Here is a 25,354-nt window from a genome sequence, read left to right as displayed (position 1 = left end):
GCCTGCATAGGTGGGGTGCCAAAAAATCCAGCGGCAGGTCAGAGGACCACCGGGGCAGTCGCGAATCTCTCCCCCCGGCCTGGGGGGTGCCGGGGTCCGCATAACTATGCAATTCCTATGCAATCGGTGTGAATCGTCACGGAGTGTGACACGGGTTGTGTAGCGGAAAGTGACCGGCGTTGCCGCGCTGTCGGTGACTGAGTGGGGGTGGGCAGTGGCAAGAACAGTGAAGGTGGGCCTGGCGGTGGACGAGGCCCCGTTCGTGCGGGGCATGAAGCGGGCCGAGGCTGCCGCGGAGGGGCTCGACGACGCGCTCGGCGACGTCAAGGGCTCGGCCCGGGACACCGCCGCGGCGGCGGGGAAGGCCACCGAGTCGTTCGACGACCTCGGCGATTCGGCGACTGACACCGGCAGGGGGCTCGACCGCCTGCGGGCGGACGCCGCCCGGCTGGACCGGCAGATCGACGACACGGCGCGGACCATCCGTGATCTGGCGCGGGAGATCGCCGCAACGTCGGATGCGGCCGAGCGCGCGGACCTGAACAAGAAGTTGAACGTGGAGCGACGGGCCCTGCGTACGCAGACGAGCCTGCGGAAGCTCATTGACGTCGACTCGGCGTCCGACATGGGCGCGGAGCTGGCGGGCAGGGTGTCAGTGTCGTTCTCGCAGCGGCTCGGTCCGCTGCTCGCGCGGGCGCCCATGGCGGGCATGAACCCGGCTGCGCTGGCGATCGGGGCGCCGCTGGTCGCCGGTGTGGCCACGCTGCTCGGCACCGCGGCCGCCGGGGCGATCGTCGGCGGTGTCGGCATCGGCGGTGTGATCGGCGGGCTGAAGCTCGCGGCGAAGGACCCGGCGGTGCAGGCCGCGGGCGCGGAGCTGGGCGAGGATCTGTCGGCGATGCTGGGCCGCGCCTCGTCGTCGTTCGTGCCGGTGACGCTCGGCGCGATCGACACCATCCGGGGCCGGACGCTGGGGATGGAGGACGATTTCGAGCGGCTGTTCACCTCGGCGTCCCGGTACGTCGATCCGCTGGTCGACGGCCTGTTCGACGCGGCGGACAACGCGATGCCCGGGCTGATCGCCGCCATGGACGCGGCCGGCCCGGTCGTCGAGGTGGTCGCTGACGGCATCCGGGATCTCGGCAGCGCAGTCGGTGAGGGCCTGTCGGATCTGGCGCCGTACGCCGACGAGGGCGCGCGGGCGTTGCAGGTGCTGTTCACCGTGATGAACGGCGGTGTGGGGATCGTCTTCGACACGCTGGAGAACATGGCCCGGCTGTACCAGGCGTCGGAGATCGTCGGCGCGGTGCTGACCGGCGACCTGCCCAGGGCCATCGCACTGACGACCATGGCGCAGGACACCGCCAGCGGGTCGTCGACCGATCTCTCCGACGCGATCGGAGGCGTGGGCGGCGCGGCGGCCACGGCCGCGGGTAAGGCGCTCGAACTGGTCGACGTGTTGCAGATCCTCAACGGAATACAGCTGAACGCGAACGAGGCGGAGCGGGAGTTCCAGGCCGCGATCGACGAGGCGCGGGACACGTTCGACAAGAAGGTCAAGTCGATCAACCTGGGCACCGAGCGAGGCCGCGAGTACAGCGCGGCACTCGACAAGATCGCCTCGACGGCGAAGACGTCGGCGCAGGCCATCTACGACCAGACCGGCAGCGTGGACAAGGCCAACGCGAAGATCGACGAGGGTCGGAACGCGCTGTACAAGCAGGCCCGCCAGTACGGCCTGTCCGAGGGCGCGGCGTGGGCGTACGTGGACAGCGTGCTGTCGATTCCGAAGAACTGGAACACGGACATCAAGGCCACGGACAAGGCCACGCCCACCATCAACGCGATCAATGCCCGGATCGCGGCGATCAAGTCGAAGCGGGTAGTCATCACGGTTGTCAACAACGAGATCACGACTCGGTCTGAAGGCCGCAACGTGGGTATCGGAGACGGCATCGGTGGCCGCCGGTGGGGTGGCATCGTCGAGCACGCCCAGTGGGGTCGGCTGCGGGAGGCGCACGTGGCGTCGCCGGTCGCGCCGGCGCGCTACGCCTACGCCGAGCCGGCGACCGGTGGTGAGGCGTTCATCCCGCGGTACGGCAACCGGGAGCGGTCGCTGGGGATCCTGGAGCACGCCGCCCGCTGGTACGGCCAGCAGGTGGTGCCGGCCGGTGGTGGTGCCGGCGGCGGGCCGGTGACGTACGACAACCGGATCACGGTGCAGCCGTTGCAGGCGAACTTCACGGTGCACGAGCTGGAGGGGTTGCAGCGCCGCCAGGACGCGCTGGCCCGGGTGGGCCGCCCCCGCTGACCCCCGGACGCACGAACGGCCCGCCAGGATCGCCCTGGCGGGCCGTTCGGCGTGTCAGGTCGGTTTCACCAAGGGCCGTCGCCGTAGTTGTCGCCGCACACGTCGAGGAAGGCGCGGCGGGTCTGGCTGATGCCGAGGTTCGTGTCGGGTCCTGGGGCCGCCGCTGCCGCGCTGGCCACCTTCACCAGTTCCCGGCCGGCCCGGGAGAACGCCGGATCGGCGATCAGCTCGGCCCTCCGGGCGGCGGCGAGGTTGGCAGCCGGGTCGAAGTTGAAGTCGTTCCCGAGGGCGACGAGTTCGTTGCACACCTGGCGGATGGTTGCCTCATCGCTGATGGCGGCTGATGCGGTCGACGCGGACGTGGCCGGGGCGGCGGCCGAGCTGGTCGCCGGCGAGGCGGTGGTGGGCTGGTCCTCGGCAGAGCATCCGGCGAGGCTGAGCAGCAGGGCGGCGGCGGCCATCGGGGCGGCGATACGTGCTCGGGTCATCCCGGCAACGTATCGCCATCGATCAACCAGGGCCCGCGGCGCTACTGTCGGCGGCGTGGATGTGCTGGCGCTTCTGATCGGCGTGCCGTGCCTGCTGTGGCTGCTGGCCGCGCTGGTGATGGTGGTGTCGTCACGGTCACCGCTGGCCGAGCTACGCCGGCGGCACCAGCGGGCGATGTTCGTGCTGCGCGAGTCGGAGCGCCGGCAAGACGACGACCGCCCGGGCCAGGAGTGACGAGAACGGCCCGCCAGGGCGATCCTGGCGGGCCGTTCGGTGTCTTCGGTCTACCCGGCGAGCGCGTCGGCGAGGGCGGCGCCGAACGTGGCGGCGACGACCAGGGCGACGAGCGCCAGGGCGACGGTGCGGCGGTGCCGGTTCATCGGGCCACCCCGGCGTTGCGGTGCACCCGGCGGGCGCGGTTCCACAGCCTGCGGCCGTACCGGAGGCGCTTGCCGGTGGCCGAGCACCAGCGGCACGGGCGGGACAGCTTCCGCTTGCGCTTGCTGCGGTGGTGGCCGCGGCCGTCGCACAGCCAGCAGTCGCGGTAGGGCCTCACGGCGCACGACACGGCGTAGCCGAGGGCGAGGGCGGCGAGGATAGCGATTGCGGTCAGGGACGCTCTCACGGTGCCTCCTGGGGTGGTTTCCGGGGGTCGGGCGGGCCGCCGCGCTATCGGCTATCCCGCAGGTCACAGGCGGTGGGGTGCGCTAGCCCTCGCGCTATCGGATAGCGCACCCCGCGCTATCAGTCCTCGATCGCCTGGCGGCTGTCGGCGGGCAGCGCCGCGGTGAGGACGTCGAACTTCACGCCGTACTTCGTGGCACCCTTGCCGCCGTCGAGCTTGCGGTGGATCGACACGGTGGGGACGCCGGCGGCCTTCATCGCCGCGCCGAACGTCTTCACGTCCCACTGCCCGTACACGTCGGGTCGCAGCTCGGCCAGGCGGGGCACGAGCAGTTCCGACCACAGCGCCGCCTCGCCCGACACCCACACCGCCCGGACGTCGGCGAGCAGGTTGTACGCCTTCACCTTCGGCCGCTCGTCGTGCTGGTCGGGCAGCGTGCCGGCGGCGCCGCGCAGCTCGATCGCCCGGTCGACGATCCGCTCGGCGGTGGGCGCGTCCACGTAGTACGTGCGGACGATCGTCGGGGCGTCGAAGAACCCGACCGCCATGGCCAGACCCTTGTCGGTGAGCGCGAACTGCGTAGCCCGGAACCCGTTCTTGAACATCGACTGGCCCAACACCATGTCGTTCTCCTGCTGGCCCATCACCTTCAGGCACAGACGGGCACCCGCGTTGCCGGAGATGCCGGTGGGCAGGCTCGCCGCGTCGGGCCGCTGCGTGGCAAGCATCAGGATGATGCCCAACGCCGGCCCACGCTTGGCCAGGTCGGTGCAGATCGCGTCGAACTCCTTGCCGTGCTTCGGGTGGGTGAACATCACCTGGCACTCGTCGATGCCCACGACGATCGGGTGCAGACCCAGCGACTTGTTCGCCGCCAGCTCCGGCGTCACCTTCGACTCCGGGCACACATCGGCCGGCAGGCTGCGCAGCACCTTCGCGCGGCGCCGCATCTCGACGACCAACTCCCGCAGGCTGGCCAGCAGCGCGTCAACCTCGTCGTCGTCGTCACCGACGAAGTACCGGCGGGCGATCCGCTCGAACATCCGCAGGTCGCCGGTGCCCTTCAGGTCGGCCGCCCACACTTCGACGCGGGGGTCCAGGGCGACGCCGAGCAGCAGCAGCCGCAGCACGAACGTCTTGCCCATGCGCGGAATCGCACCGATGAGCAGGGAGACGAACATGACCAGACCGGCCAGCGGGTTGTTCCGCTCGTCGGTGCCGAACGGCAGCGGCTTGAAGATGTCCGCCCGACCGGCCTTGAGCAGCGGCCACGTCGGCTGCGGCGTCTGCGACAGCGGCTGGTCGGCCACCCACAGCTCCACCTGCCCGGTGTGCGCGCCTGGCTTCATCCACACCTGATCCAGTGGCAGGCGCAGCGCCGGCGAGCCGGCGACCTGCTCCCGCTTCTGAGTGATGAGTCCGGCGGTGACACCGGCGGGCAGGTTGACCAGCGCCGAGTAGCCGGGGCCGTCGCGGACGATCTCCCGGGGGAACTGGTAGTCGCTGGGCTCCTTGCCGTAGCCGGTGGCCAGCAGCGCCGCCCGCACCGTCTCGGCGGTGAGCTTGCGGTACGCCCGGCCCGGGGTCACTCGGTCGAGAATCGGCCGGTCGGCGGGCCGCCCGTAGTGCGCGGCGACCAGGACCAGGCCGACGACGGCCGCCCACCAGCCGACCGGCGGCATCCCGGCCACCGCGGCGGTGATGACGGCGGCGGCGAGCAGCACCAGCACGGCGCCGGCGGCCCACAGCCGGCCGGATGCCCGCTTGGCCCGGCCACGCTCCAGCGACTGCCACGTGTGCGGGTCGTCCCGGTTGGCGGCGCTGTTCTGCAGCTGGAACGTCTCCCGCCCGCCGAGGGTCCAGAACAGGGCGGCCGAGCTGCCCCGCCACGCGCCGCGCGGCGCGTACATGAGCACCTTGCCCAGGTACTTCGGGGAGCGGGTGAGGTGATAGGCGGCGGTGTGCAGCCCGTACCCGGCCGCCCAGCGGGCCAGCGCCGACCGCTGGTCCGGGGACCGCAGCGACGCCGGCACGATCGGGCGCCGCTGGTCGCTGCGCCCCACCACGTCGGCGAACGTGACCCGACGGTCCGGCGGGTCCACCGGCCCGCCAGCGGGCAGGGCCTCGAGGTCGTACGCCTCGGCGTCGTACTCGTCGTCAAACGGGATGCTGGTCATGGTCAGTACCTCCCTTGCGCCTGGTCGGCGAGGTTGCGGGCTTGGGTGGCCAGCTGGGGCAGCAGGTCGCGCCACGGCATCGTCGGCTCGACCATCTCGGACTCGATGAGCGCGGCCAGGGCGTTGAGTCCGCCGGCCGCGGCCCCGAGCCGCGCCAGCAGCTCGGGGCACAGCGTGCAGTCGTTGTCAGCCACGGTTGGCCTGCCGCCGGCGGCGGACGTGGAAGGCGACACCGGCCGCGCCCGCGCCGAGCCCGGCGAGGATGGCGGTGGTGGTGTGCCCGGTCAGGTTGGCCGCCACGGACACGGCGGCGAGGACAGCGGCGACGATGCTCATCGGGCGTCCGGTCCGGTGCGGAGGGCCTTCTCGTGCCGGTACAGCTGGTCGACCAGCGCGGTCGACGCCTTCCACCGGCGCGCGGTCAGCGCCTCCCGCATCCGCCGGCGGAACTCCCGCAGGCTCGGCGGGTTCTCGTCGACCTCGGCGGCGGTGTACACCTCGACGGCCAGCAGTTGCAGCGCCTTGTCGTCGGGCGTGCCGTAACCTTCCGCGCCCGCGCCGCCGGGCGTGCCACCTGCGGCGATAGCCGGGGCGGTCATCGAGTCGAGCAGCGCCCGGATGTCGTCGTCGGAGATCAGCCCGAACGACGGCAGCTCACCGCCCGGCACGGTCCCGGCCTCTTCGGCACGGTCCCGCAGCGCCGCCTCGTAGGAGCGGCGGGCGTCGTCGACCTCGGCGTGCGCCCGGACCCGGCTGCGGTAGTCCCGGGCGGTGTGCTCCGCCCCGACCTGCTCGCTGACCGCCTTCACCTCGTCGATGGCCCGCGCCACGGCGATGGCGTCCCGCCCGCGGGAGCGGACCATGTCGACCTTGCGCTGCGCGTCGGGGGTGATCCGCACGCCGGCCGTCGACAGGGCCATCTGCAGGGTCAGCTTGCCGAGCACGGGGATCACCGCACCGATGACCGCGATGGGCACGGTGGTGGCGGCCAGCCCGTGCACGAGCACCGCGGCGACGGACACGGCCAGCAGCAGCCAGCCCAGCAGGGTGGGCGTGCGGGACACCGAAGCGGATCGGCGGTGCGCCCGCTCGTGGAGCATCGCGGACACCCACACCAGGTCGAACAGGGCTCCCGCGCTGTAGGCGACCCACTCGGGTGCCTGCGTGGCGAGCAGGCCGCCAACGGCCACGAGGGTCCATGCGACCGCGAGCGTGGTCAGGGCGATCGGCAGGCCCCACAGGACGCCGGTCTGTACGGCGCTCAGGGCCTTCGTACGTGCGGTCATCGGGTCTTCTCCTTGGCGCAGGTCTGGATGTGCTCGGTCATGGCCTTCTTCAGCGCCTCGGCGGTGGCGTCGTCGGGGACGATGACCAGGCCGCACGCCTTGCAGGTCCAGAGGGTCATCGGGTCAGCTCCTTCTCGCGGCCGGCGGCCTGCCGGCGCTGCTGGGCGCGGATCTCGGCGGCGGTGGTGTCGGCGTGGCTCTCGCTGCTGCGCCGGGCGAGCAGGAACGGCGCGAGCATCACGGCCGGGCCGCCGAGCAGCACGGCGGTCAGGGCCAGGGCGGCGGTGTCGTTCATCGCGCACCGCCCGCCCAGCTCGTCGAGACGCACATGCCGCCGGCGCCCACCTGGTCGCCGGTGCACGGGTTGTCGTGGTGGTTCTGCATGAACGCGAGCCCGGCCAGGGCCGTGCACACCATCACGGTGCGCACGACCAGGCGGTTGATCCGGGCGGCCATCAGCGGTCGGCCTTGACGATGCGAGCGGCGGCGAGCAGCGCGTGGGCGAGCTGCTCGGCCTGCTCCGGCGTGCCGGTCCACCCGCCCGTGTCCAGCGAGCCGTGGTACTGGCCCTCGGCGCCCTCGGCCACGGTCATCACGATGCGGGCGGGGTCGGTGGGCTCCCCGGCCTCGCTGGACGACTCGATGTAGACGCTGACCGTCGCCGGGTGCGGGCGGAAGTGCTGCGGGTCCAGCGCGGTGATCTCGGCCAGGTTCAGCTCGTGGACCAGGCCGATGGTGAACCCGTCCTCCTCGGTGACCTGCCCGCGGTGGTCCTGGCTGCACCAGACGGGGCAGGCGGGCGGGCGCAACCCGGCCTCACGCTCGCGGATCGCCTCGGCGAGCCGCTGCACGGCGGCCGGGTTGCGCAGCCGGGCCAGCTCGACCAGCTCCAGGTCGCCGGCGGCGCGGCCGGCGTACGGCTGGTTGGTCGGGAAGCGGCCGGCGTTGTCCGCCTTGCGGGTCGCGGCCAGGTCGGTGGTGTCGGCGTCGACGAGACGCGACGACGCGGGGACGGGCGCGGATGCGATGATGCTCATGGGTCGGGGACTCCTCCCGATCAAGGCCTCCGGTTAGCGCTGCGAACGCTGCCGGGGGCCGCTTTCTTGTCTGGACTTGTCGTCCGGGTGTAGCTACACCGTAGCCGCTTGTGTAGCTACACCGCAAGGGGATAATCTCTGGTCAACTTCGATGACCGAGGAGATGACGTGGCACCCACAAGAGGCACGCCGACGCGACCCGTCCGGGTGGACCTGGGCGAATGGGAGCGGTTCGGCGTAGCGGCCAAGAGCCAGGGCGCGGATCGGTCCTCGCTCATCCGCGAGTTCATGCGCTGGTACCTGCGGCTTCCCGGCGCGAAGCTGCCGAAGCGGCCCGACGTGGCGCCGGCGGCGGTCGGCGAGTAGCTGCGCCAGGTGGTCACAGACTGGCCACGGACCCGCCGAGATGGTCACGACAGCGGCGTCATGATCCGACACGCCGCATTGCGGCTCAGCAGGAGAAACGCAGGGACCCGTCATCGTCCGTCACCGGGCGACACGGGTCCCTGCTCACTTTTAATCCATAGGTTCAGGGTTCGAGTCCCTGGCGGCCCACTCCGCTCCAGCTCAGCGGCCCTTTGTTGGGCCGCTGTTGCCGTGATCGGGGCCGGTACAGCAGCGAAGTACAGCAGTAGCCACTTCACCGGTCCAGTGCGCTGCCGAGCCGCTTGAGGGCGTCGCGGGTGGCCGCCGAGGAGACCACCGTGTAGATCTCCATGGTGATGGCGAACTGGGCGTGCCGAAGGATCTGCATTGCCACCCGGGGGTGGACGTCCAGGTCGGCCAGGAGCGAGGCGCAGGTCCGCCGGGCGTCCCTGACGGTGATCCGCCGGACGCCGGCTGTGTCGCAGCGACGGTCCCAGAAGCGGTTGAAGTTGCGTGGCTCGACCGGCCGGCCGTAGCGGGTGGTCAAGATGAGGTCCGACGGCTGCCAGGCGGGGCCGGCCGCATCCCGGGCAGCGGCCTGCGCGACACGGCGACGGCTGAGGGCCACGGTGCAGATGTCCGGCAGTGGCAGGGTGGCGTCCGAGGCGGCGGTCTTCGTCTCCCGGTGCAGCAGTTCGGCACCGACCCGCTGGAGCTGCCGATCGATGGTCAACTCCCCCGCGTCGAGGTCGACGTCCGCCCAGGTGAGCCCCAGCATCTCGCCCTTGCGCAGACCGAGCACCAGGACCAGGACGTACGCGGCGTAGAGCGGGTCGTCGTCGGCGCGGGCCGACTCCAGGAAGCGCCGCGCCTCGTCGCTCGTCCACGCCTTCCGCTTGCGCTTCCGTACCGGTGGCAGCTTCACCAAGGATGCGACGTTGCGGGTGATCAGCCCTTCGGTGATCGCCTGGGACAGCAGCGTCCGGAACACGGTCCGCAGGTGGGTGACGCTGGTTGCCGAGGGCAGATTCTGGCAGCAGCGGCCGAGGGCGCAGCAGCGACGCTGGGTGGGCTTGCGCCGCTCGTCCTTGCCCTGAGCGCAGCACTGGCAGGTCCGTCCGACCTCGTTGATCCAGGTCTGTACGTCACTGACCCGGAGCTTGTCGAGGCGCTTCCGGCCCAGCCCAGGGACGAGGTAGAGCCGGACCACCACCTCGTAGGTGACGTAGCTGCCCGGGGCGAGGTTCGGCTTGACGATCTCGCGCAGCCAGTAGCCGGCATACTCCCCCACGGTCGGAGAGCGGGTCGCCACCGGGCCAGCCTTAGCCTGCCCGTGCAGCTTGATCCACTTATCGTGGACGGCGTCGCGGGTCTTGCCGTAGACCCACTTCCGGCCCCGCTTGCCGTCCGGCTTCTCGACCCAGACGTACGCGGCAAACCCGTTCCGGTAGGGGAAGATCGAGCCTTCGCCGTTGGCCCTTGCGCGTCCAGGCATCAGGCGGCCTCCTGCCGCTCGACCTGTTCGCGGATGTAGTCGTCGACCCATTCGGGGAGGATGCGGCGGTACTTGCCGTCCTTGATGGAGCGCAGTTCGCCGGCGGCGATCTTCATCTTGACCTTGGAGATGCCGAAGCCGAGCAGCACGGCGACCTCGGCGGGCGAGTACCAGCGGGGGCGGAGGTCGTGGGTCATGCGGCGGCTCCGGTTACCCAGGTTTCGTGGGCGAGTTCTTCTCGGCCGATGCGTCTGCTCTCGCGCCGCTGGCGGGCGGCGGTGTTGGCGAGCAGGGCGTCTCCCTCGGAAAGCCAGCCGGAGCCGATGTAGGTGAGGGTGCCGACGGTGAGGGTGTCGTCGGGTTCGTCGTCTTCGGTGCGGCGGTAGGTAGCGCGGGTCTCGCGGAGTTGGCCGAAGGTGACGGAGTAGCGGCGGGCTTTGGTGAGGAAGTGGCCGCCGTAGCCGAGCATGTGTGCCCAGCGGCGCAGCCCGGCGTAGACGTTGGGTTTGGCGTCAAGGATGCCTTGACGGTCGTCGGCGGTTGCGGCGCCGCCGGTCGTGTCGGTGTGGGTGGGGCGGCCGAGGTGCCAGCAGGCGTCGATGAGGCGGGCGACGTGGTCGCCTCCGGGGTCGGCGTAGTCGTCAACCGCGGAGGGGGTGAGTCGGGTGGAGCTGTGTCCGGTGGCTTCGGTGGCCTTGGTGGCGTACTTGGCGAGGTAGGCGGCGACCTTGCCGTCGGTCAGCTCACCGTCGCTGCTGTTGATGCGTCGGACGTCGACCTGCTCGCCCCAGGCGATCAGCCAGCCTTGCGGCCGGTCGGGGTGCGGGGGTGTGGTGACGGTGATCTGCCGGGAGGCGGCGTGAACGGCGGCCTCCAGGTCGTCGATGGTGATGCCGGCGGGAGGCGGCACGAGCGCGCCTGGGGCGTTGGGGTCGACGCCGTCGAGGCGCAGCAGGGCGTGGAAGTGCACGGCTCCCCGGCGCTGCATTTCGGCGACCTTGCCGTGGGACACCCGCACGGGCGGCACCCAGCGGACCTTGCCGGAGGCGGTGACGATGCCGACCTTCGGGATGCCGCGTTGACGGCAGCGCGCGGCGACGTGGCGGTCGATGGCTTGCTTGGTGCGTCGCCACAGCTCGCCGGAGAAGTGGTTCCAGACGACCTGGTGGGCGTGGTCGTAGCAGTCGAGGCACAACGGCTGGCCCAGCCGCGGATCGTTGGCGTCGTGGCGGGCGAAGCACGCCGAGGGCTGCCCATGCCGGCAGGTGCCGGCGGCCCTACGGGCGAGGCAGGGAGCGGGTCGGCAGTCGCAGCGATGCCGGTTGCGGCAGGTGTGGCGGGGGACGTGGCGGTGGTGGACCGGGCCGAAGGACGGGGCGGTGAAGGTGGCGAAGACGACCGGGTGTCGGCCGACCGAGGCGGGGACGCCCTTGCCGCCGGTCAGGCCGCGACAGACGACTTGGTAGGCGTCGCCCTGGTAGACCCAGGCGCAGTCCCGGCAGACCGATTCGCGGCGGTTGCCGCACGCCTTGTAGAGCGTCCGATCGGGCAGCTCGTCGGTGTGCTGCTCGCTCAGGACTCGGCCGGTGTCGCGGTCGACGGCGGTGATGGTGCCGGTGAGGCGGATCGGGCGGGAGCAGCCGCCGGCGGGGCGGGTGTGCTCCAGCCAGCCGGAGAACTCCGGCGTAGCGGCGCGGTGCAGGACCTGGGCGTCACGACCGGCGGCGAGGCCGGGGCGGTAGGTGGTGAAGATGGCGGTCTCCTCGTGCGGGGGTGGCAGGGACGGGAGACGAAGCACCACCAGCCGTGGACGCCTGTCCGCTGGTGGTGTTCGTCGTGTCTCCTGGCACCGCCGAGAGGGCGGCTGACGCCGGAGGGCGGAATCGTGGTGATGCCACTTCCCGCCGATGGGTCATGTCCTTTCGCGCTCGTGAACCTGTGAATGTGGGCCGGCACGGGTGGGGAGCCTGGGATGTCGGCATCCGGCGGGCTGCCGCAGGCTGCCCCCACCCGTGGAGACGTGCGAATCCGGGCCATCGTGGACGGCAGGCGAAAGCCGTGCTGGGCCGCTCAGCGGATTCGGGGAACCGGCACAGCGGCCGGTGCGATCAAGAGCCGGCGGGACATGGCCCGCATCAGCGGCACGAAGGCCGCTCGGCATCTCCAGAGTCGAGTTCAGCGATCCGGCAGAAAGGCCGCGCTAACGTGCTCGACGAACGTCAGAGTAGCACCGGGTACCGACACGTCAACCCGAAGTAATGCCGGAGCCCGGGAGGCCATCCGGCCACCCGAGGACGCGCTCCGTGATTACGCCTCGGAGGATGGCCCCGTCCCACCGGGCCCCGGTTACGTCTGTGCGCCCGTACTCCGGATCGTGCGTTCTCCCGTAGGTGAACTGCGCGAAAGAAAGATCCGCATCGCGCAGGTCGGCATCCCGCAGATCGCAGCCAGCGAAGTGAGCACCTCGAAGAGAGGCGCCCCGAAGGTCGACGCCCCGAAAATCGCAGAACTTGAAGGAGTGCCCGTCCAGGGTGCGATGCCGAAGATCGCCACCCGCAAACGACTGTCTCGTCGCGCCGGGCAGGATGCTCATACGCGAACCGTAGCCCGATCGCCCGTTACCGAACCACCGGCTTTCTACGCGCTGACATGCGACCCATCAAGCGACGCAGGAGCCCGCCGCTGGCCTTGCCTGGTCTCGCATGATGGTTGACGGAACGGCGTCGCAGGACGCTTGACGTCAGGTCTAGATCGAATACTGGTGATCTGGTGCTGACGTCGATGGTATGGCGTGGCGGTGGTGTGCCTGGCCGACTGCTCTGGGTGTCGTGTTAGACGAGCCGGAGGATCTCTACGAGTTGGGAGAAGGTCGGGGTGACGGTCCGCCAGGAGCATTGCTTCGGGTCGGTCCAGAAGTCGCTGGCGACGACCCGGGGGTCGGCGGGGTCGGTGCGGTAGTCGAGGGCCATCGCGACGTCATCGCCGGGGATGCGGTTGACCGCGATGAGGACTGCCTGTTCTGCGTCGAGCCAGGGCAGTTCGACGCCCGCGGTGGAGATGCTGCCCCGTGCTTCCCGGAACAGGTGCGAGGAGGGTGGGTCGTCGGCAAACAGGGTGAGCGATCTGCTCTCGCCGCGTATCTGTTCGGAGCTGGTGAGGAAGTCCAGCGGAGATTCGAACCAGGGCATGAGATCACGAAGGACGTCGTCACCTGGATGTCGCCAGCGGCCACCGTTGAGCAGTTCGGTCAGCAAGGTGGGCAGCACCAGGCCATTGACGTCCAGGGTGTTCTCCACGCGCTCTTTCCCGTTTCCTCAGTATGGTGCCGACGGACGCGCCGGCGGGCATGGTGCCGATGACGAGACTAGGTGTCGTGTCGAGGTCAGCGCCGGGAGGTAGTTATCTGGTGTTTGGCCTTGGTTCGGTTCAGGTCGGTGGTGCTGCGGCGGGGCACGGCTGTGATCGGGGTGTCGGCGTCGTAGACGGTGACGGTGTGCTCGTCGAGGGCGACGGTGACGAGCTTGCGGGCGTGGACTTTCCCGACTTGGATCTTCTGTCCGGCGACCTGGATGCTGCCGTTTATGGACACGATCCGCTGAACGGTCGGGGCGGTGGCCGGTGGTGGGATGGGGGAAGCGGGTCGGGCATCGCGGATGCGGCCAAGCGCGGTGGGCGGCAGTGGGCAGCGCAGGGTGCGACGCAGCTGCCCGGCGTCATCGATGACGTGCAGGAGGACCCCGTCGACGCGGATGCGGATCCGTTGACCGGCAAGCGGCATGCCGACGCTGATCTGCCGGCCGGCGATGCTGATCCCGCCGCAGGCGTTGACGACCCGGTCGACCTCGACAGCGGTGGTCTGCGGCTCGGTCTGCGGCAATGGCGGTGGTCCGGCGGGGACGCCGCCGTCGGCCAGGAGGCGGGCAAGGTCACGTTGGGACAGCCGGGACGGGCTGGACTTGATCCGGGCGCCGTCGGCGGTCAACACGTGCAGCCGGTCGGTGTCGACCCAGATCATGACCGGGGTGCCGGCGAGGACGGGGCCCAGCCACACCTGCTGTTGGGCGACGGTCAGGTTTCCCGACGGCGGAACGACCCGGACGAGCTGCACCGGCTGCGGCCGGCCGGTGGACACGGTCACCGAAGCGGTGTCGACCTCGACAGGGAGTGGCTTCCTGGGGGCCGGTGCTGCGATGGGCAGCAGCCCACCCGGCAGGCGCAGCGGCAGGACGTCTGCCGCCGTCTGGCTCTGTCCCGCAGTCGGTCGGTGGAACCGGTCGGCAGGGAAGGCGTCGTCGATGCCCTGGTGGGGCCGGTCGTAATTGTATTCCGCGGCGAACGCGTCCACCGCAGCCTGGGCTTCCTCCACGGTGGCGAACACCCGCCCGTCCAAGCACTCACCTTGCAGGCTCTGGTGGAACCGCTCAACCTTGCCGGTGGTCGTCGGGGTGCGGGGTCTCGTATTTCGAGCCACGATGCCGTTCTCCCTGCAGATCCGCTCGAACAGCACCTCACCCGGGCGGGGCTTGGTGAACCGGCCGGTGAACTGCTTGCCGTTGTCGGTCAGCACCTCACCCGGCGTCCCGAACCGGGTCAGAGCGGCGGCGAACGCGGCGCACACGGCCCGGCCGGTGGCCCGGCGAACCACGGTGGCGATGACGCAGTAGCGGGAGTGATCGTCCAGGCCGGTGACGACCTTCGCCTCCGTGCCGTCAGCGAGCAGTACCCCGCCGACGATGTCCATCTGCCACAGCTCCATCGGCTCCGGACGTTCCCACCGCCGATAGTCCTCCCGCCGACGCTTACGCGGCACGGCCGGCACCAAGTTGTTCCGCCGAAGGATCCGATACACCGTCGCCCGAGCCGGCGCAGGAGTGACACCGCGACGGCCGGCCTCGAACCGCAGCCGACGCGGACCCCACCGCGGATGATCCCGGCGCAGCTCACACACCAGCGCCTCCGTGGAGGGGTCTACCCGGTGCGGGCAGACATGCGGCCGGTGAGACCGGTCCTCCAAGCCCTTGATGCCCTCGGCCGCATAGCGGGCGAGCCAGTTGTGGATCGTCTGCCGCGACACCCCATACCGGGCGGCGACCTCTGTCTTCGGCGTGCCGCCCAGGCACTCCATCACGGCGTGAAACCGCTGCTCCATGACGCTCAACTCCGCGAGTCCCACCCGGTGCTCCTCCCGCCTGAGTTACAGGCGCAACGAGCACCAGGCCGACCAGGTGTCAAACATCAACCGAGGCCGCCGTGTCAAACATCAACCGGCGCAGGACAGCCCGCCGCTGGCCTGTGTGGGAGGACTTTCTGTACGTCTATCAAGGCGGCCCTGAGCGGGCCGCACGCGCCGCCCCCCGGGCGCGCGTCCGCCGCTCCGCTGTCGCTCCACGCCGGCCACGCAACACGCCCGGCGGCTGGCGCGGAGAGCGGGAAGCCCGGGGCCGCCGCAGACGGCAGCGCCGAGAATGGTTGATGTTGCTGGGCCGGCAGCCGGCCGGCGCGGCGGCCGTCGGTACCGCCGCGCCGTAGGGCGGGTCTCCGCCGGCCGTGGTGGGGATGCGGCGCGGAGGATGCGGGGCCGCCCCTCCGACCTCAAGGGCGCTTCGCGTCGCTGCGCGACGGCCCTGCGGGCCGCCCTTGACCCCGGAGCCTCTGCGACCCCTCGGGCCGGCGTTGCCGGCAGGCGGGGGCCTGCCCGGGGTTCACGCGCCGCATCCCCACCACGACCTCGTCGCGTGGCTGTAGTGGCCGGCTGTGTCAACTTGCTCTTGACCTACAACGAGCTAGCGCTACGGCATTATGCGGGCCAATATGCTGCTCAGGCGTTCGAACGGCTCCGGCGAGGGAGCGAAGATCACGGCTCCAATCAACACCAGCAAGGTAAGTGCGATGACGGCTCCCCAGTGGTTCACCGAGACACTCCACCGTGTCCCAGGCCCGGAATCTTCCGGTTGAGCTTGGCGGCTTAATGGCCGTCGGACAGGGCGCGGGCGTATCCTCATGGTGACGTTCTCCCATGCTGATGACAGGCGGGCAGGACGAGGGAACGGCTCCGGCGGCCACCGGGGCCGTTCGCTTATGCAAGCGGCCTGCCGTTCACATACATGCTCGCGACTGTCTTGGAGCCGCGCCTTCAACTACGGTTGATGAATGTTCCGAGAGCTTGGGATCCCGCATGACGACGACTGGCAGTCCGGCGGCAGCGTGAGCTGGATAGACCAGAGGTTGCGGGCATGGACCAAAGAGGAGTGCCAGGAGCGCGTCAAGCTGTGGCAGGACAGCGCCAGCCGGTTCGAGAAGTCAATCAGCAGGTTGAGCCCCTATGCGCAGTATCACGTCGCCGCGATCTCGATCATGTCTGCCACCCGTCTTCGGCTCGATCGGGAGCTCTTGCTGTTGGTTGGGCAAGCTGAGGAACTAGGCATCCCGTGGACGGCTCTAGCCGAGGCGCTCGTCACCAGCCCTCAGAACGCACACAAGGTCTATGGAAGGCGTCTGATGGACATTCGCGGGGCCGTGGCGAAGGGCTGGAGCCTTCAGTCCGCGATCGAAAACTTCTATCCCCGTAGGGGAGGCTGATCGACGCAGCACCATGGACGAGACGACCTGTACGCCGGATTGTTTGGCCTGATCTACTGGCGAGATGCGCGGGCATCTTCCCTACCTCGCACTGCTGAGCGCTGGCGTCATGACGGCAGGGGCTGGCCTGATGGTCGCCCTGGGCTACATGGAACAGCCGGGACCGCTGAACGAGGCGCTGTTGGGTGCGATCGGCGGTGCCACAACGGCGGCGGGGTTCCGTCGTTGGAGGAAGCACCGTTCGTCGGGCTTGGGGCACACACGGGGCACAAGACAGCGTGAAACGTCGGCAAACAGCCACCAATGACGTGAGGTCGGCACGGGGTGCCGCCAGCGCGTCGGGCACGTCGGTGCAGGTCACGGGAGCCCCCGTCTTAGTTCCGCTTCAACGTCTGACACCGGTCGGGGGCAGGGGTGAGATCGTGGCACCTTTACAGCTGCCGGTCCGTGGCTACCGGTCGTCGTCCTCGTCGTCCCGCATCAGGCGGTCGAGGTCGTCAGGGCTCAGCCGCTTGATTTGGGCTTCCAGTTTGCGGCTGTACTGACGATCGTTCGGATCCATCCCGTTGCGAGATCGAGAGCTGCGGCCGTACTCCTTGAGGAAGTTGCCCAGCTCCCGACGCATGCGTTCCCGCCGGCCCGACACGGACCCCACTCTAGGCTCCGAAGGGCGAGTCGCGCCTTCCCATGAACCGCTGTCGACAGCAGCGGCGACAGCAACGGCCCGAGTTGAGGACAGCCGGCAGCGACCGGGCATGGATCGTAGCCCGAGATCACGGGCGCGGACGGACGTTGCCAGACGGAGCGCCCAGAACTTACAAGCGAGGGGTCATCAGCCGCTGCTACCGGCCGACGCGGATGCGATCGGCGGCGTACAGCTCGCGGGAACCGTCGGCACGGAAGATCACGATGACCGGGATGCCCTCGCCCATCTCCAGCTCGCGCCGCTCGACAGGGGTAGGCATCCGAGCAGTGGCGGTGTCGCCCTTGAGGAGCGTTACCGTCTCGGTTGGTTCGACGGCGCGAACGAACGTGCCTCGCGGCGGTTCCACGATTACGAGCCCTTCCGACCGGAGCAGTGCTACCGCTTGTCGGACGCTGGTGCGGCTCAGCCCGTACTCCTGAGCCAACCGCAGCTCGCTGGGAAGTGAAGCCCCGGGCGCGAGGTCGCCAGAGGTGATCCGGTCTCGCAGGAGGTCTGCGAGCTGCCGGAACACGGCGCGATCCGCACTCGGGTCGATCACGAAAGTGACGCTACGTGTCCAACAGCTCTACATCTTATTGTATCTACAGTCCTACGTCGTTACGGTGATGCGAGCTGCGGCATTGCGCTGAGCCGGTCTGCGGGAACACCCGCGACCTTGGTCGAGAGCCGAGGGAGGCCCGATGCCTCGTGTCTCGTACGAGGAGTACCTGATCGCCGTCGCGCTCACTCTGGCCAGGCGGCACCGGCCGGTCTGGTCATGGGAGCGATGGCGGAGGGTCTGCCGATGCGGAAGCGAGCTGCCCTGTCATACGACGCATCGGATACCGATCAATCGAGGCCACTGGCCTTCTGAGGACGACCGGCAAGACGCCCGACCAACGAACCAGGCGGCGAAGGAGCTGCGGAGATGACGACTCACCTCCCGGTCACACCGGCTTGGAGCTGCGGCGGCTGCGGTGCCGACTGGCCCTGCCAGACGCGGCGGCGCGAGCTGCGAGCGGAGTACGACCGCGCCCCGGTGTCGATGGCTCTCTACCTGGCCGCCCAACTCGTCGACGCCGCCCAGGACCTGGCCCACGTCCCCGCCGGCCACCTGCACCACCGATTCCTCGGCTGGACCCGATGAGCATCCTTCGGCCCGGGGACGAGAAGTTCCACTACAGCGACGGCTCCCACCGGTGGACCCCGCCAGACCTGGACTACGACCAGGAGGTCTGGGAGGAGCAGGTCCGCCAGCACAAGCAAGGCCACCTCAGGAACGAGCGCCCCAAGGTCCGCATCCAGCGGCTTATCTGATGCCAGCAGTACAGCAGCGAAGTACAGCAACCGTGCCAGCCGAACCAAGCCGAGAAGCGCGCCAACAGACCCGATGACCTCGCACCGCGCCCGACCCAGCCAGTTCGCCGGCAATCCATAGGTTCAGGGTTCGAGTCCCTGGCGGCCCACAGTTGACTCTTGCGCTGAGTTTTGCCGTCACCGCTGTGCGGTGGGCCGTACCACGATCTCGTTGATGTCGACCTGGTCCGGCTGGGTGACCGCGTACGCGACGGCGTCCGCGATCGCTGCGGGATCCAGCGCCATGGCGTCGCGGCTGGCCAACAGCGTGGCGCGTGCGTCGGGGTCGGCGACCGCGTTGACGAAGTCGGTGTGTACGAAGCCCGGTGAGACGACGGTGACGCGTACCGTGTCGCCGACCTCCTGCCGTAGCCCTTCGCAGACCGTACGCACGGCCGTCTTCGTCGCGGCGTACACCGCCTGCCCGGGGACGGTGCGGTACGCGGCGGTGGACGCCACCGTCACCAGGTGTCCGAACCCCTGGCGGCGGAAGACCGGCAGCGCAGCGGCGATGCCGTGCAGTACACCGCGCAGGTTGACGTCGATCATGTCGTCCCACTCGTCGACGCGCAGGTCGTCCAGCGGGGAGATCGGGCCGATGCCGGCGTTGTTGACCAGAACGTCCAGCTGGCCGAATTCGGTGACCGCCGTGTCGACCATGCGGATGAGGTCGTCGCGCCGCCGCACGTCGGTCGCCAGGGCGACGGCACGGCCGCCGCGTTCACGGATCTCACCGGCGAGCCGCTCGACGCGGTCGCTCCGCCGGGCGCCGAGGACGACCGTCGCCCCGCCGGCGGCGAGGGCCAGCGCGGCGGCGCGGCCGATTCCGCTGCTGGCGCCGGTGATGGCGATGACCTTGTTCCGGGTACCGGTCTTGTCTGTGCCTGTCATGGCTTTGTTCTCCTCGGGTTGCTGTACCGGGCCGCACGGAAAACGTCGCGTCTCCTCTCGCGGCGGCTCGAATCGGATGCACTTCCGCAGCCCCATCACTCCTGGGGGCGACGGCCGGTGGCTAGGATGGAACCGAAGCGGACAGGTGTCCGCATGGCCTCCACGTTAGCGGACACCTGTCCACTTCGCCAGCGAACAGGAGTGACATGGATCGCGGCACCGACGACAAGTCGAAACCCGGAGCGCAGAGGGGACCGAGCCGGCGGACCGACGCCGAGCGCAACAGGACCCGAATTCTCGACGCCGCGCGCACCGCCCTGGAGCAGGACCCCGACGCCTCGATGCAGTCGATAGCCAAGCTCGCCGGCATCGGCCAGGGCACCCTGTACCGCAACTTTCCCAACCGCGAAGCGCTCGTCCTGGCAGTACACCGTCGCGACGTTCACGACCTCATCGACGCCGCGCCCCGGCTGGCCGCCGGCAACCCTCCGCTCGCCGCGCTACGGCGATGGCTGGACGAACTGGGCAGCTACGGCAGGATCAAGCACGGCCTGGCCGGCGCCCTGAACAGCTCCACCAGAGAACAGCTCGCCGCCGAGGGGTACGACCCGGTCGTCGACGCCATGGACACGTTGCTGCACGCCTGCCAGCAGGCCGGCGAAGTCCGCACCGACGTGACCGCCGACGACCTCCTGTTGCTGGTCGGCTTCCTCTGGCGCATCAGCCCGGACGAGAACTTCGAGACCCGCAGCAGCCACCTGCTCGACCTCGTCATGGACGCACTGCGACCTCCCATCACGTAGCGCGGCGACCGGATTCCACAAGGGTCGGGCGATCGCGGCCTGCACGATGGCCACTGTGGACGAAGCAGCCGGGGTCGTATCGAGACGTTCACGTCGGTAAGATCCGCCGGGTTGCTCGTCGAGCCGGAGATCGGGGCGGTGCGAATGGCGGATCAAGAGCGTACGGATCATGCTGCGGTCGGCCGTTCCCTGGAAGCCGCCATGCGCCTGCTCGGCCAGGCGACCGGACCTACCAGGTCGGCGGATCCCACCTCCCCGGTCGAGGAGACCCCGCTGCGCGGGCGCGGCACCGGCGCGGACGGCCTGGTCGAGGCGGTCGTCGGCGGCTACGGGCGGCTGGAGTCGCTGGAGATCAACCCGACCCTGCTGCGCTCCGGCACGACGGCCATCGCCCAGTACGTGGTCGAGGCCGTGACCGCCGCCCAGGACGACGAACGGCGGCAGCGCCAGGAGGCGCTCGGCGGTGAGGTCGACCAGGCGGCGCTGCACCGCCAGCTCGAGGGGGTCGCCGAGCAGGCCTGGCGGGGGCTCGACGGGATGATCGGTGACCTGGACGCGATGGTCCGCCGACTCGATCGCGATCGGCGGTGACCGGTTGACCGGCGGGATCGAGGTCGACGTCGTCGCGCTGCGGTCGGCGGCCCGGACCATCCGGGGCGGCGGCGAGCGGCTCGCCGGCGAGGTGCAGCGGCTCCAGGGCACGGTCAGCGGTTCGGGCAACCCGTGGGGTGGCGACGAGGCCGGGAGCATCTTCGGGATGGCATACACCGAGGTGCTCCAGCACGCCCTCGACGTGTACGCCTCGATGGCCGACCAGCTGGTGGACGTGGCCGAGCGGCTCGACACGGTCGCCGCCGACCACGAGCGCACCGACCTGGACAACGCCGCCCTGTTCAAAGGACTGGAGTTGCCCGGTGGGCCTGCAGTTACCACCTGAGCTGGCCGAGGCCCTCAACTGGGTGGGCTTCACCTGGCCCGAGGCCGACGAGGAACTGCTGGTCGAGGCGGCCCAGGCGTGGACGGCCTTCGCCGGGACGCTGCGCGCGGCGGGCGCCGAGGCGAACGCCGGCGCCGCGACGGTCGGCGTCGCCAACCGGGGCCGGGACGTCACCGCGTTCGACACCATGTGGCGGGGCGAGGAGGGTCCGACCCGGCGCATCGAGGACGGCGCCGCGGCCGCCGAGCTGATCGCCGCCGCGCTGCTGGTGATGGCCGTGATCACGCTGACCCAGAAGATCCTCACGATCGTCCAGCTGATCATCGTGGTGGTCCAGGTCGCAATGGCTCTGGCGGCGGCCGCTCCCACGCTGGGCGGGTCGCTGGCGCAGATCCCGGTGACGATCGGCATGGCCCGGGTCGCGATCCGCCGGATCATCAAGGAAGTCATCGACCGGGTCGTCAACGAGATCATTCCCCGGCTGCTCCGTCGCGCGAAGACGCTGCTCCGTCGGTTCACCCGTAAGCCGGGCCGTGGCCCGGGACGTCCGCCGAAGGTGCCGGGGCCGCTGCGGGACATCCGCTACCAGGGCAAGCCGATGCTGGACAAGTACCGGTACGAGACCATGGGCGACCACCCGGGCAACCCGTTCCGGCCCAGTTCCGTACGGCGACTCGACGAGGCGCAGCTGGAGCAGCACCGGGTCTACGTCGACTCGGACGGCATCATGCGCAGTGCCCGGGACGGGCAGCCGTTCGACACCCGCAACGCCAGCACGCACTGGAGCCAGGACGGGGGACGGGCGATCTTCGTGATGGACGAGCGCGGCAACATCTACGCGTCGACCTACCAGGAGGTCGGCAAGTTACACCACTCCACGCTGGGCAACGGCAAGCCGGTCGCCGCGGCCGGGGAGATCGCGGTGGTCGACGGTAAGGTGCAGTACGTGACCTCGGCGAGTGGGCACTACCAGCCGACTCCGCAGCACATGCGACAGGTCACCGACGAACTGGGCCGCAACGGCGTCGACAACGTCCCGCTCTTCGGCTTCGACGGCCGTACCCGGCTGAACTGACTGTCGGAATCGGAAAGGGTGTCTGCGAGTGGCCAGTGACGACTGGAAGGGCATCGTCAACCAGATCCTGTACGGGTTGATGTTCACCCCCCAGCTGGACGACGACACCGCCGGCCAGATGGCCGCGGCGATGGTCGAGCGGCGCTACTTCGGCGCCGGCCCCGACGCGTACGCGGACGCGATCGTCCAGGCGCTGCGGTACGACGGCCCGCTGACCGACGAGATCGACACGCCGCACGGCGAGGCGGCGTTCCGCGACTTCCTCGGCCGGCTCGGCACCCGGCTGGAGGCGCTGCGGCCCTGGCCGCAGACACCGGCCTGACACCCCACCGGCGTGCGCCTCGTCGACCGAGCCACCTGAGGTACAATTTTCTGTACTTAGCCCGGAGGTGACCGTGCGGACCGTGAACTTCACCCAGCTACGGCAGAATCTCGCCGCCGAACTCGACAGCGTGATCAACGACGCCGAGGAGGTGGTGGTGACCCGGTCCGGCCACGAGCCGGTGGTGATCGTGCCGCTCGCGGAGTACGAGTCGATGAAGGAAACCGAGTACCTCCTGCGTAACCCGAGCAACGCCGCCGCGCTTCGTCGGTCGATGGCTGAGCTGGAAAAGGGTGAGGCGGCCGATCGGGAGCTGATCGACCCGGCCACCGTGCGGGACGTCGCGTGAGGCTGGTCTTCACCGCGACGGCGTGGAGCCAGTACCTCAGCCACACGGACCGCAAGTCGGTCAAGCGCATCAACGACCTCATCGCCGACGTGATGCGCAACGGATATGAGGGCATCGGCAAGCCGGAGCCCTTGCGGGGAGAGCTGTCCGGCTTCTGGTCCCGCCGGATCGATCGCGAACACCGGCTGGTATATCGGATCGCCAAGGAAGACGTCGAGATCATCGCCTGCCGGTACCACTACGGCGACCGGTAGCGAACCGCGAGCTCGTCGGCGTGGCCTGCGAGGACGGGCTCCAGCGGATCGTCTCGCGCCTGGAAGCATGCCCCCGCTCCTGGTCACGTGGGGCCACCTAGCGGCACAACGCGCCGATCATGTCGTCGAAGTCGGGGAACTCCGCCCTCGCCGCCGCGATGACCTCCTCGGCGGAGGCACGGGCAGCACCCTAGCGACGACGAGCGACACACCGGCCCCGTGCCGGGCCACGTCGGGTCTAGGGTGTCGCCGTGAACGATCACGCAGTCGAGTCGCACGAGCACGGCGACCAGCACGAGGTGTTCCGGTCCCTGCCCTTTCCCTTCACCGATGACCGGTTCCCGGACCAGCTCGGCGCGGTCGTGCAACGGACCGTGCTGGAGGGCGTGGAACCGGCTCGGGAGGTCATCCACACGAACGACAACGCGTGGATCGTCGGCGACGGCGTGAACGACCCGAACGAGCCGGGTGCCGTGGTCGTCACGTGCATCCAGCATGTGGCCGAGCGGGACTCGGCCGTGGCCGGGTTGGCCGGCCTCCCGCTCGGCCAGGTGGCCCACCGGGAGGACCCCGGCCAGCCGTGGTCGGTCGAGCCCCACTCGTGGCTGATGGAGTGACGGGCAGACGGTCGCTCGCCGTCTGCCCGTCACCCACGATGGACGGTCGGGTCAGCTGATGGGTACGAGCTGGAACCGCTGGTTCGCCTGCCCGTTGCAGTCGTAGAGCTGGACCTGCTGCCCGTTGCCGGTGCCCCAGACGTCGAGGCAGCGGCCGGACTGGACGCCGGTGATGGTGCCGTTGGAGTTGACGTTCCACTGCTGGTTGGTCTGGCCGTTGCAGCTGTAGATCTGGATCGCCGCGCCGTTGCCGGAGCCGGCGGCGTCCAGGCAGCGGCTGCCGCCGTACACCGTCAGTTGCCTGCTCGCGGTGTAGGTCCACTGCTGGTTGGTCTGGCCGTGGCAGTCGTAGAGCTGCACCCGGGTGCCGTTGGTCTGCGACGCGTTGGGCACGTCGATACACCGGCCGGACTGGTTGCCGACGATCCGGTTGGCGCCGTTGGTCGGCGGCGGCGTGGTCGGCGTGGTGGTCGGGGTCGGCGTCGGCGTCGCGGTGCCGGTCGGCGCCGGGCCGGCGGCGTTGAGGGCGTTGAGGACCGAGGTGTACGCGGCCTTCTTGTTGCCGCCGCCGTCGAACAGCAGCGGACTCTCGTTCGAGCGCCAGGAGTCGCTGTCGCGCACGCCCCACACGGTGATGCCGATGCAGCGCGGCACGTTCATGCACGCCTGGGTCAACCCGGCGTACTGCGAGGTGGAGGCGTTGGTGACGTCGACCTCGGTCAGCGCCACGTCCACACCGAGCGCGGCGAAACTCGACAGTGTGGTCTGGAAGTTGCCCGGCAGGGAACTACCGCCGGTGAAGTGGGTCTGCAACCCCACGCAGTCGATCGGCACGCCCCGGGACTTGAAGTCCTGGACCATCCGGTAGACACCCTGCGTCTTGCCGTAGGACCAGTTCTCGATGTTGTAGTCGTTGTAGCACAGCTTCGCCGACGGGTCGGCCGCCCGCGCGGTGCGGAACGCCACCTCGATCCAGTCGTTTCCGGTGCCCTGCAGGTTGGAGTTACGGCGACTGCCGTCCTCGTTGAACGCCTCGTTCACCACGTCCCACGCGGCCAGCTTGCCCCGGTAGTGACCCATCACCCCGTTGATGTGATCGATCATCGCCTGACGCAGGTTCCCGCCACTGAGACTCTGCATCCAACCCGGCTGCTGCGCGTGCCACGCGAGAGTGTGACCCCGCACCTTCAGGCCACGCTGCGTCGCCCAGTTGTAGATCTGGTCCCCGGCGGAGAAACTGAACTGACCCCGCTGCGGCTGCGTCGCGTCCGGCTTCATCTCGTTCTCAGCCGTGATCATGTTGAACTCACGCGCCGCGATCGTGCTGTACGTCGAATCGTTCAACCGGTTCGCCGCGATCGCCGTGCCGAAGTACCGACCCGACTGCGCCGCCGCCGCGCCCAGCGTGCTCGCCGCCTGGGCCGGACCCGGCACGATCAGCGCCGCGCCGACCAGGGTCAGCGCGCCGGCGGCGGCGGCCGCAGCCAGACGGTAACGGCCGTGCTTCAGTAGACGTTTCATGACACTCCTGTGCATATCGGGGGATGTGCAAGGTCGTGAGGAAACGCGGGCCCGCGTACCTGCCGTGCGGGAGTCGGCGCCGCGAGATTCTCGGGCCCCGGCTCCGAAACTTTCCGGAAACGTACCGGTAACTTGCCCAGCAAGATACTCGCGGGTCCGTGATCGGTCAACGTCGATGG

Annotated in this window: 33 protein-coding genes; 14 read left to right on the top strand and 19 right to left on the bottom strand. The window is 69.8% G+C overall.

Going from position 1 to position 25,354, the window contains the following annotated elements; genetic code table 11:
- The first annotated feature begins 214 nt into the window (after positions 1 to 214).
- Complete coding sequence (locus O7600_RS20135) at positions 215 to 2,311, top strand: hypothetical protein (RefSeq protein WP_281589568.1); 2,097 nt, start codon at positions 215 to 217, stop codon at positions 2,309 to 2,311.
- Positions 2,312 to 2,376: 65 nt separating this feature from the next.
- Here O7600_RS20135 and O7600_RS20130 read toward each other — a convergent pair whose 3' ends face one another.
- Positions 2,377 to 2,799 carry a hypothetical protein gene (locus O7600_RS20130; RefSeq protein WP_281589566.1) on the bottom strand — a complete coding sequence of 141 codons (423 nt, stop codon included), beginning with the start codon at positions 2,797 to 2,799 and terminating at the stop codon, positions 2,377 to 2,379.
- A gap of 55 nt (positions 2,800 to 2,854) precedes the next feature.
- Between O7600_RS20130 and O7600_RS20125 the strand changes: the two genes are divergently transcribed.
- A complete protein-coding gene (locus O7600_RS20125; protein WP_281589564.1) occupies positions 2,855 to 3,034 on the top strand; it encodes a hypothetical protein in 180 nt (59 codons plus the stop codon).
- A gap of 142 nt (positions 3,035 to 3,176) precedes the next feature.
- Here O7600_RS20125 and O7600_RS20120 read toward each other — a convergent pair whose 3' ends face one another.
- The 9 genes from O7600_RS20120 to O7600_RS20080 form a co-directional block, all read right to left on the bottom strand.
- A complete protein-coding gene (locus O7600_RS20120; protein ID WP_281589562.1) occupies positions 3,177 to 3,425 on the bottom strand; it encodes a hypothetical protein in 249 nt (82 codons plus the stop codon).
- A 119-nt stretch (positions 3,426 to 3,544) separates the two neighbouring features.
- A complete protein-coding gene (locus O7600_RS20115; protein ID WP_281589560.1) occupies positions 3,545 to 5,602 on the bottom strand; it encodes an FtsK/SpoIIIE domain-containing protein in 2,058 nt (685 codons plus the stop codon).
- Positions 5,603 to 5,604: 2 nt separating this feature from the next.
- Positions 5,605 to 5,796, bottom strand: coding sequence for a hypothetical protein (locus O7600_RS20110; RefSeq protein ID WP_281589558.1), 192 nt, complete (start codon positions 5,794 to 5,796; stop codon positions 5,605 to 5,607).
- Positions 5,789 to 5,938, bottom strand: a complete 150-nt coding sequence (locus tag O7600_RS20105; RefSeq protein WP_281589556.1) for a hypothetical protein — start codon at positions 5,936 to 5,938, stop codon at positions 5,789 to 5,791. Before O7600_RS20105 ends, O7600_RS20110 begins: the two co-directional genes overlap by 8 nt.
- Entirely contained in the window at positions 5,935 to 6,888 is a 954-nt protein-coding gene (locus O7600_RS20100) for a hypothetical protein (RefSeq protein WP_281589554.1), read from the bottom strand. The genes O7600_RS20105 and O7600_RS20100 overlap by 4 nt, the downstream gene beginning before the upstream one ends.
- A complete protein-coding gene (locus O7600_RS20095) occupies positions 6,885 to 7,007 on the bottom strand; it encodes a hypothetical protein (RefSeq protein WP_281589552.1) in 123 nt (40 codons plus the stop codon). The genes O7600_RS20100 and O7600_RS20095 overlap by 4 nt, the downstream gene beginning before the upstream one ends.
- Entirely contained in the window at positions 7,004 to 7,183 is a 180-nt protein-coding gene (locus O7600_RS20090) for a hypothetical protein (RefSeq protein WP_281589550.1), read from the bottom strand. Before O7600_RS20090 ends, O7600_RS20095 begins: the two co-directional genes overlap by 4 nt.
- Entirely contained in the window at positions 7,180 to 7,344 is a 165-nt protein-coding gene (locus tag O7600_RS20085) for a hypothetical protein (protein WP_281589548.1), read from the bottom strand. The genes O7600_RS20090 and O7600_RS20085 overlap by 4 nt, the downstream gene beginning before the upstream one ends.
- Positions 7,344 to 7,925: a hypothetical protein gene (locus O7600_RS20080; protein WP_281589546.1), complete on the bottom strand. Its 582-nt coding sequence runs from the start codon at positions 7,923 to 7,925 to the stop codon at positions 7,344 to 7,346. Before O7600_RS20080 ends, O7600_RS20085 begins: the two co-directional genes overlap by 1 nt.
- A gap of 168 nt (positions 7,926 to 8,093) precedes the next feature.
- Between O7600_RS20080 and O7600_RS20075 the strand changes: the two genes are divergently transcribed.
- The gene (locus O7600_RS20075) at positions 8,094 to 8,291 is read left to right on the top strand and encodes a hypothetical protein (protein WP_281589544.1); all 198 of its coding nucleotides are present in this window, start codon (positions 8,094 to 8,096) and stop codon (positions 8,289 to 8,291) included.
- Between the two features lie 274 nt (positions 8,292 to 8,565).
- On the opposite strand, the gene O7600_RS20070 is transcribed toward O7600_RS20075, so the two are convergent.
- The 5 genes from O7600_RS20070 to O7600_RS20050 all read right to left on the bottom strand — a co-directional run bounded on the left by O7600_RS20070 (position 8,566) and on the right by O7600_RS20050 (position 14,959).
- Positions 8,566 to 9,786 carry a tyrosine-type recombinase/integrase gene (locus tag O7600_RS20070; RefSeq protein ID WP_281589542.1) on the bottom strand — a complete coding sequence of 407 codons (1,221 nt, stop codon included), beginning with the start codon at positions 9,784 to 9,786 and terminating at the stop codon, positions 8,566 to 8,568.
- Positions 9,786 to 9,983: an excisionase family DNA-binding protein gene (locus tag O7600_RS20065; RefSeq protein ID WP_281589540.1), complete on the bottom strand. Its 198-nt coding sequence runs from the start codon at positions 9,981 to 9,983 to the stop codon at positions 9,786 to 9,788. Before O7600_RS20065 ends, O7600_RS20070 begins: the two co-directional genes overlap by 1 nt.
- A complete protein-coding gene (locus O7600_RS20060; protein ID WP_281594212.1) occupies positions 9,980 to 11,539 on the bottom strand; it encodes a replication initiator in 1,560 nt (519 codons plus the stop codon). Before O7600_RS20060 ends, O7600_RS20065 begins: the two co-directional genes overlap by 4 nt.
- Positions 11,540 to 12,617: 1,078 nt before the next feature.
- Positions 12,618 to 13,082: a hypothetical protein gene (locus O7600_RS20055; RefSeq protein WP_099163003.1), complete on the bottom strand. Its 465-nt coding sequence runs from the start codon at positions 13,080 to 13,082 to the stop codon at positions 12,618 to 12,620.
- 86 nt (positions 13,083 to 13,168) lie between these two features.
- Positions 13,169 to 14,959: an IS481 family transposase gene (locus tag O7600_RS20050; RefSeq protein ID WP_281589538.1), complete on the bottom strand. Its 1,791-nt coding sequence runs from the start codon at positions 14,957 to 14,959 to the stop codon at positions 13,169 to 13,171.
- Between the two features lie 977 nt (positions 14,960 to 15,936).
- Between O7600_RS20050 and O7600_RS20045 the strand changes: the two genes are divergently transcribed.
- Positions 15,937 to 16,365 (top strand): hypothetical protein, encoded by a 429-nt coding sequence (locus O7600_RS20045; protein WP_281589536.1) that lies wholly within the window; start codon positions 15,937 to 15,939, stop codon positions 16,363 to 16,365.
- 451 nt (positions 16,366 to 16,816) lie between these two features.
- On the opposite strand, the gene O7600_RS20040 is transcribed toward O7600_RS20045, so the two are convergent.
- Both O7600_RS20040 and O7600_RS20035 read right to left on the bottom strand, forming a co-directional pair.
- On the bottom strand, positions 16,817 to 17,011 hold the full coding sequence (locus O7600_RS20040) for a hypothetical protein (RefSeq protein WP_281589534.1): 195 nt from the start codon (positions 17,009 to 17,011) through the stop codon (positions 16,817 to 16,819).
- A gap of 196 nt (positions 17,012 to 17,207) precedes the next feature.
- Positions 17,208 to 17,609, bottom strand: a complete 402-nt coding sequence (locus O7600_RS20035; protein WP_069088172.1) for a winged helix-turn-helix domain-containing protein — start codon at positions 17,607 to 17,609, stop codon at positions 17,208 to 17,210.
- Positions 17,610 to 17,978: 369 nt separating this feature from the next.
- Here O7600_RS20035 and O7600_RS20030 point away from each other — a divergent pair, with 369 nt between their 5' ends.
- Together O7600_RS20030 and O7600_RS20025 are read left to right on the top strand one after the other, a co-directional pair.
- Positions 17,979 to 18,197: a flavin reductase gene (locus tag O7600_RS20030; protein ID WP_069088171.1), complete on the top strand. Its 219-nt coding sequence runs from the start codon at positions 17,979 to 17,981 to the stop codon at positions 18,195 to 18,197.
- Positions 18,194 to 18,367, top strand: a complete 174-nt coding sequence (locus O7600_RS20025; RefSeq protein ID WP_167435514.1) for a hypothetical protein — start codon at positions 18,194 to 18,196, stop codon at positions 18,365 to 18,367. Before O7600_RS20030 ends, O7600_RS20025 begins: the two co-directional genes overlap by 4 nt.
- Positions 18,368 to 18,544: 177 nt before the next feature.
- Here the strand turns inward: O7600_RS20025 and O7600_RS20020 are convergent, their stop codons facing one another.
- Positions 18,545 to 19,297 (bottom strand): SDR family oxidoreductase, encoded by a 753-nt coding sequence (locus tag O7600_RS20020; protein ID WP_281589527.1) that lies wholly within the window; start codon positions 19,295 to 19,297, stop codon positions 18,545 to 18,547.
- Positions 19,298 to 19,503: 206 nt separating this feature from the next.
- Between O7600_RS20020 and O7600_RS20015 the strand changes: the two genes are divergently transcribed.
- The 8 genes from O7600_RS20015 to O7600_RS19980 all read left to right on the top strand — a co-directional run bounded on the left by O7600_RS20015 (position 19,504) and on the right by O7600_RS19980 (position 23,654).
- Positions 19,504 to 20,100 carry a TetR/AcrR family transcriptional regulator gene (locus O7600_RS20015; protein ID WP_281589525.1) on the top strand — a complete coding sequence of 199 codons (597 nt, stop codon included), beginning with the start codon at positions 19,504 to 19,506 and terminating at the stop codon, positions 20,098 to 20,100.
- 201 nt (positions 20,101 to 20,301) lie between these two features.
- Positions 20,302 to 20,691, top strand: coding sequence for a YbaB/EbfC family nucleoid-associated protein (locus O7600_RS20010; RefSeq protein ID WP_281589523.1), 390 nt, complete (start codon positions 20,302 to 20,304; stop codon positions 20,689 to 20,691).
- On the top strand, positions 20,645 to 21,037 hold the full coding sequence (locus O7600_RS20005) for a WXG100 family type VII secretion target (protein WP_281589521.1): 393 nt from the start codon (positions 20,645 to 20,647) through the stop codon (positions 21,035 to 21,037). Before O7600_RS20010 ends, O7600_RS20005 begins: the two co-directional genes overlap by 47 nt.
- Positions 21,015 to 22,112: a hypothetical protein gene (locus O7600_RS20000; protein WP_281589519.1), complete on the top strand. Its 1,098-nt coding sequence runs from the start codon at positions 21,015 to 21,017 to the stop codon at positions 22,110 to 22,112. Before O7600_RS20005 ends, O7600_RS20000 begins: the two co-directional genes overlap by 23 nt.
- A 28-nt stretch (positions 22,113 to 22,140) precedes the next feature.
- A complete protein-coding gene (locus O7600_RS19995; protein ID WP_281589517.1) occupies positions 22,141 to 22,434 on the top strand; it encodes a hypothetical protein in 294 nt (97 codons plus the stop codon).
- 73 nt (positions 22,435 to 22,507) lie between these two features.
- Positions 22,508 to 22,783 carry a type II toxin-antitoxin system prevent-host-death family antitoxin gene (locus O7600_RS19990; protein ID WP_281589515.1) on the top strand — a complete coding sequence of 92 codons (276 nt, stop codon included), beginning with the start codon at positions 22,508 to 22,510 and terminating at the stop codon, positions 22,781 to 22,783.
- On the top strand, positions 22,780 to 23,037 hold the full coding sequence (locus O7600_RS19985; protein ID WP_281589513.1) for a Txe/YoeB family addiction module toxin: 258 nt from the start codon (positions 22,780 to 22,782) through the stop codon (positions 23,035 to 23,037). The genes O7600_RS19990 and O7600_RS19985 overlap by 4 nt, the downstream gene beginning before the upstream one ends.
- 251 nt (positions 23,038 to 23,288) lie before the next feature.
- Positions 23,289 to 23,654: a hypothetical protein gene (locus O7600_RS19980; protein ID WP_281589511.1), complete on the top strand. Its 366-nt coding sequence runs from the start codon at positions 23,289 to 23,291 to the stop codon at positions 23,652 to 23,654.
- A gap of 51 nt (positions 23,655 to 23,705) precedes the next feature.
- Here O7600_RS19980 and O7600_RS19975 read toward each other — a convergent pair whose 3' ends face one another.
- The gene (locus O7600_RS19975; RefSeq protein WP_281589509.1) at positions 23,706 to 25,175 is read right to left on the bottom strand and encodes an endo-1,4-beta-xylanase; all 1,470 of its coding nucleotides are present in this window, start codon (positions 25,173 to 25,175) and stop codon (positions 23,706 to 23,708) included.
- Positions 25,176 to 25,354 lie beyond the last annotated feature (179 nt).

Origin of the sequence: Micromonospora sp. WMMA1998 (genome assembly GCF_027497375.1) — a bacterium.
Lineage (GTDB): Bacteria > Actinomycetota > Actinomycetes > Mycobacteriales > Micromonosporaceae > Micromonospora > Micromonospora sediminicola.
The sequence above is the reverse complement of the archived record's forward strand: the minus strand, read 5'-3'. Positions and strand labels throughout refer to the sequence as shown.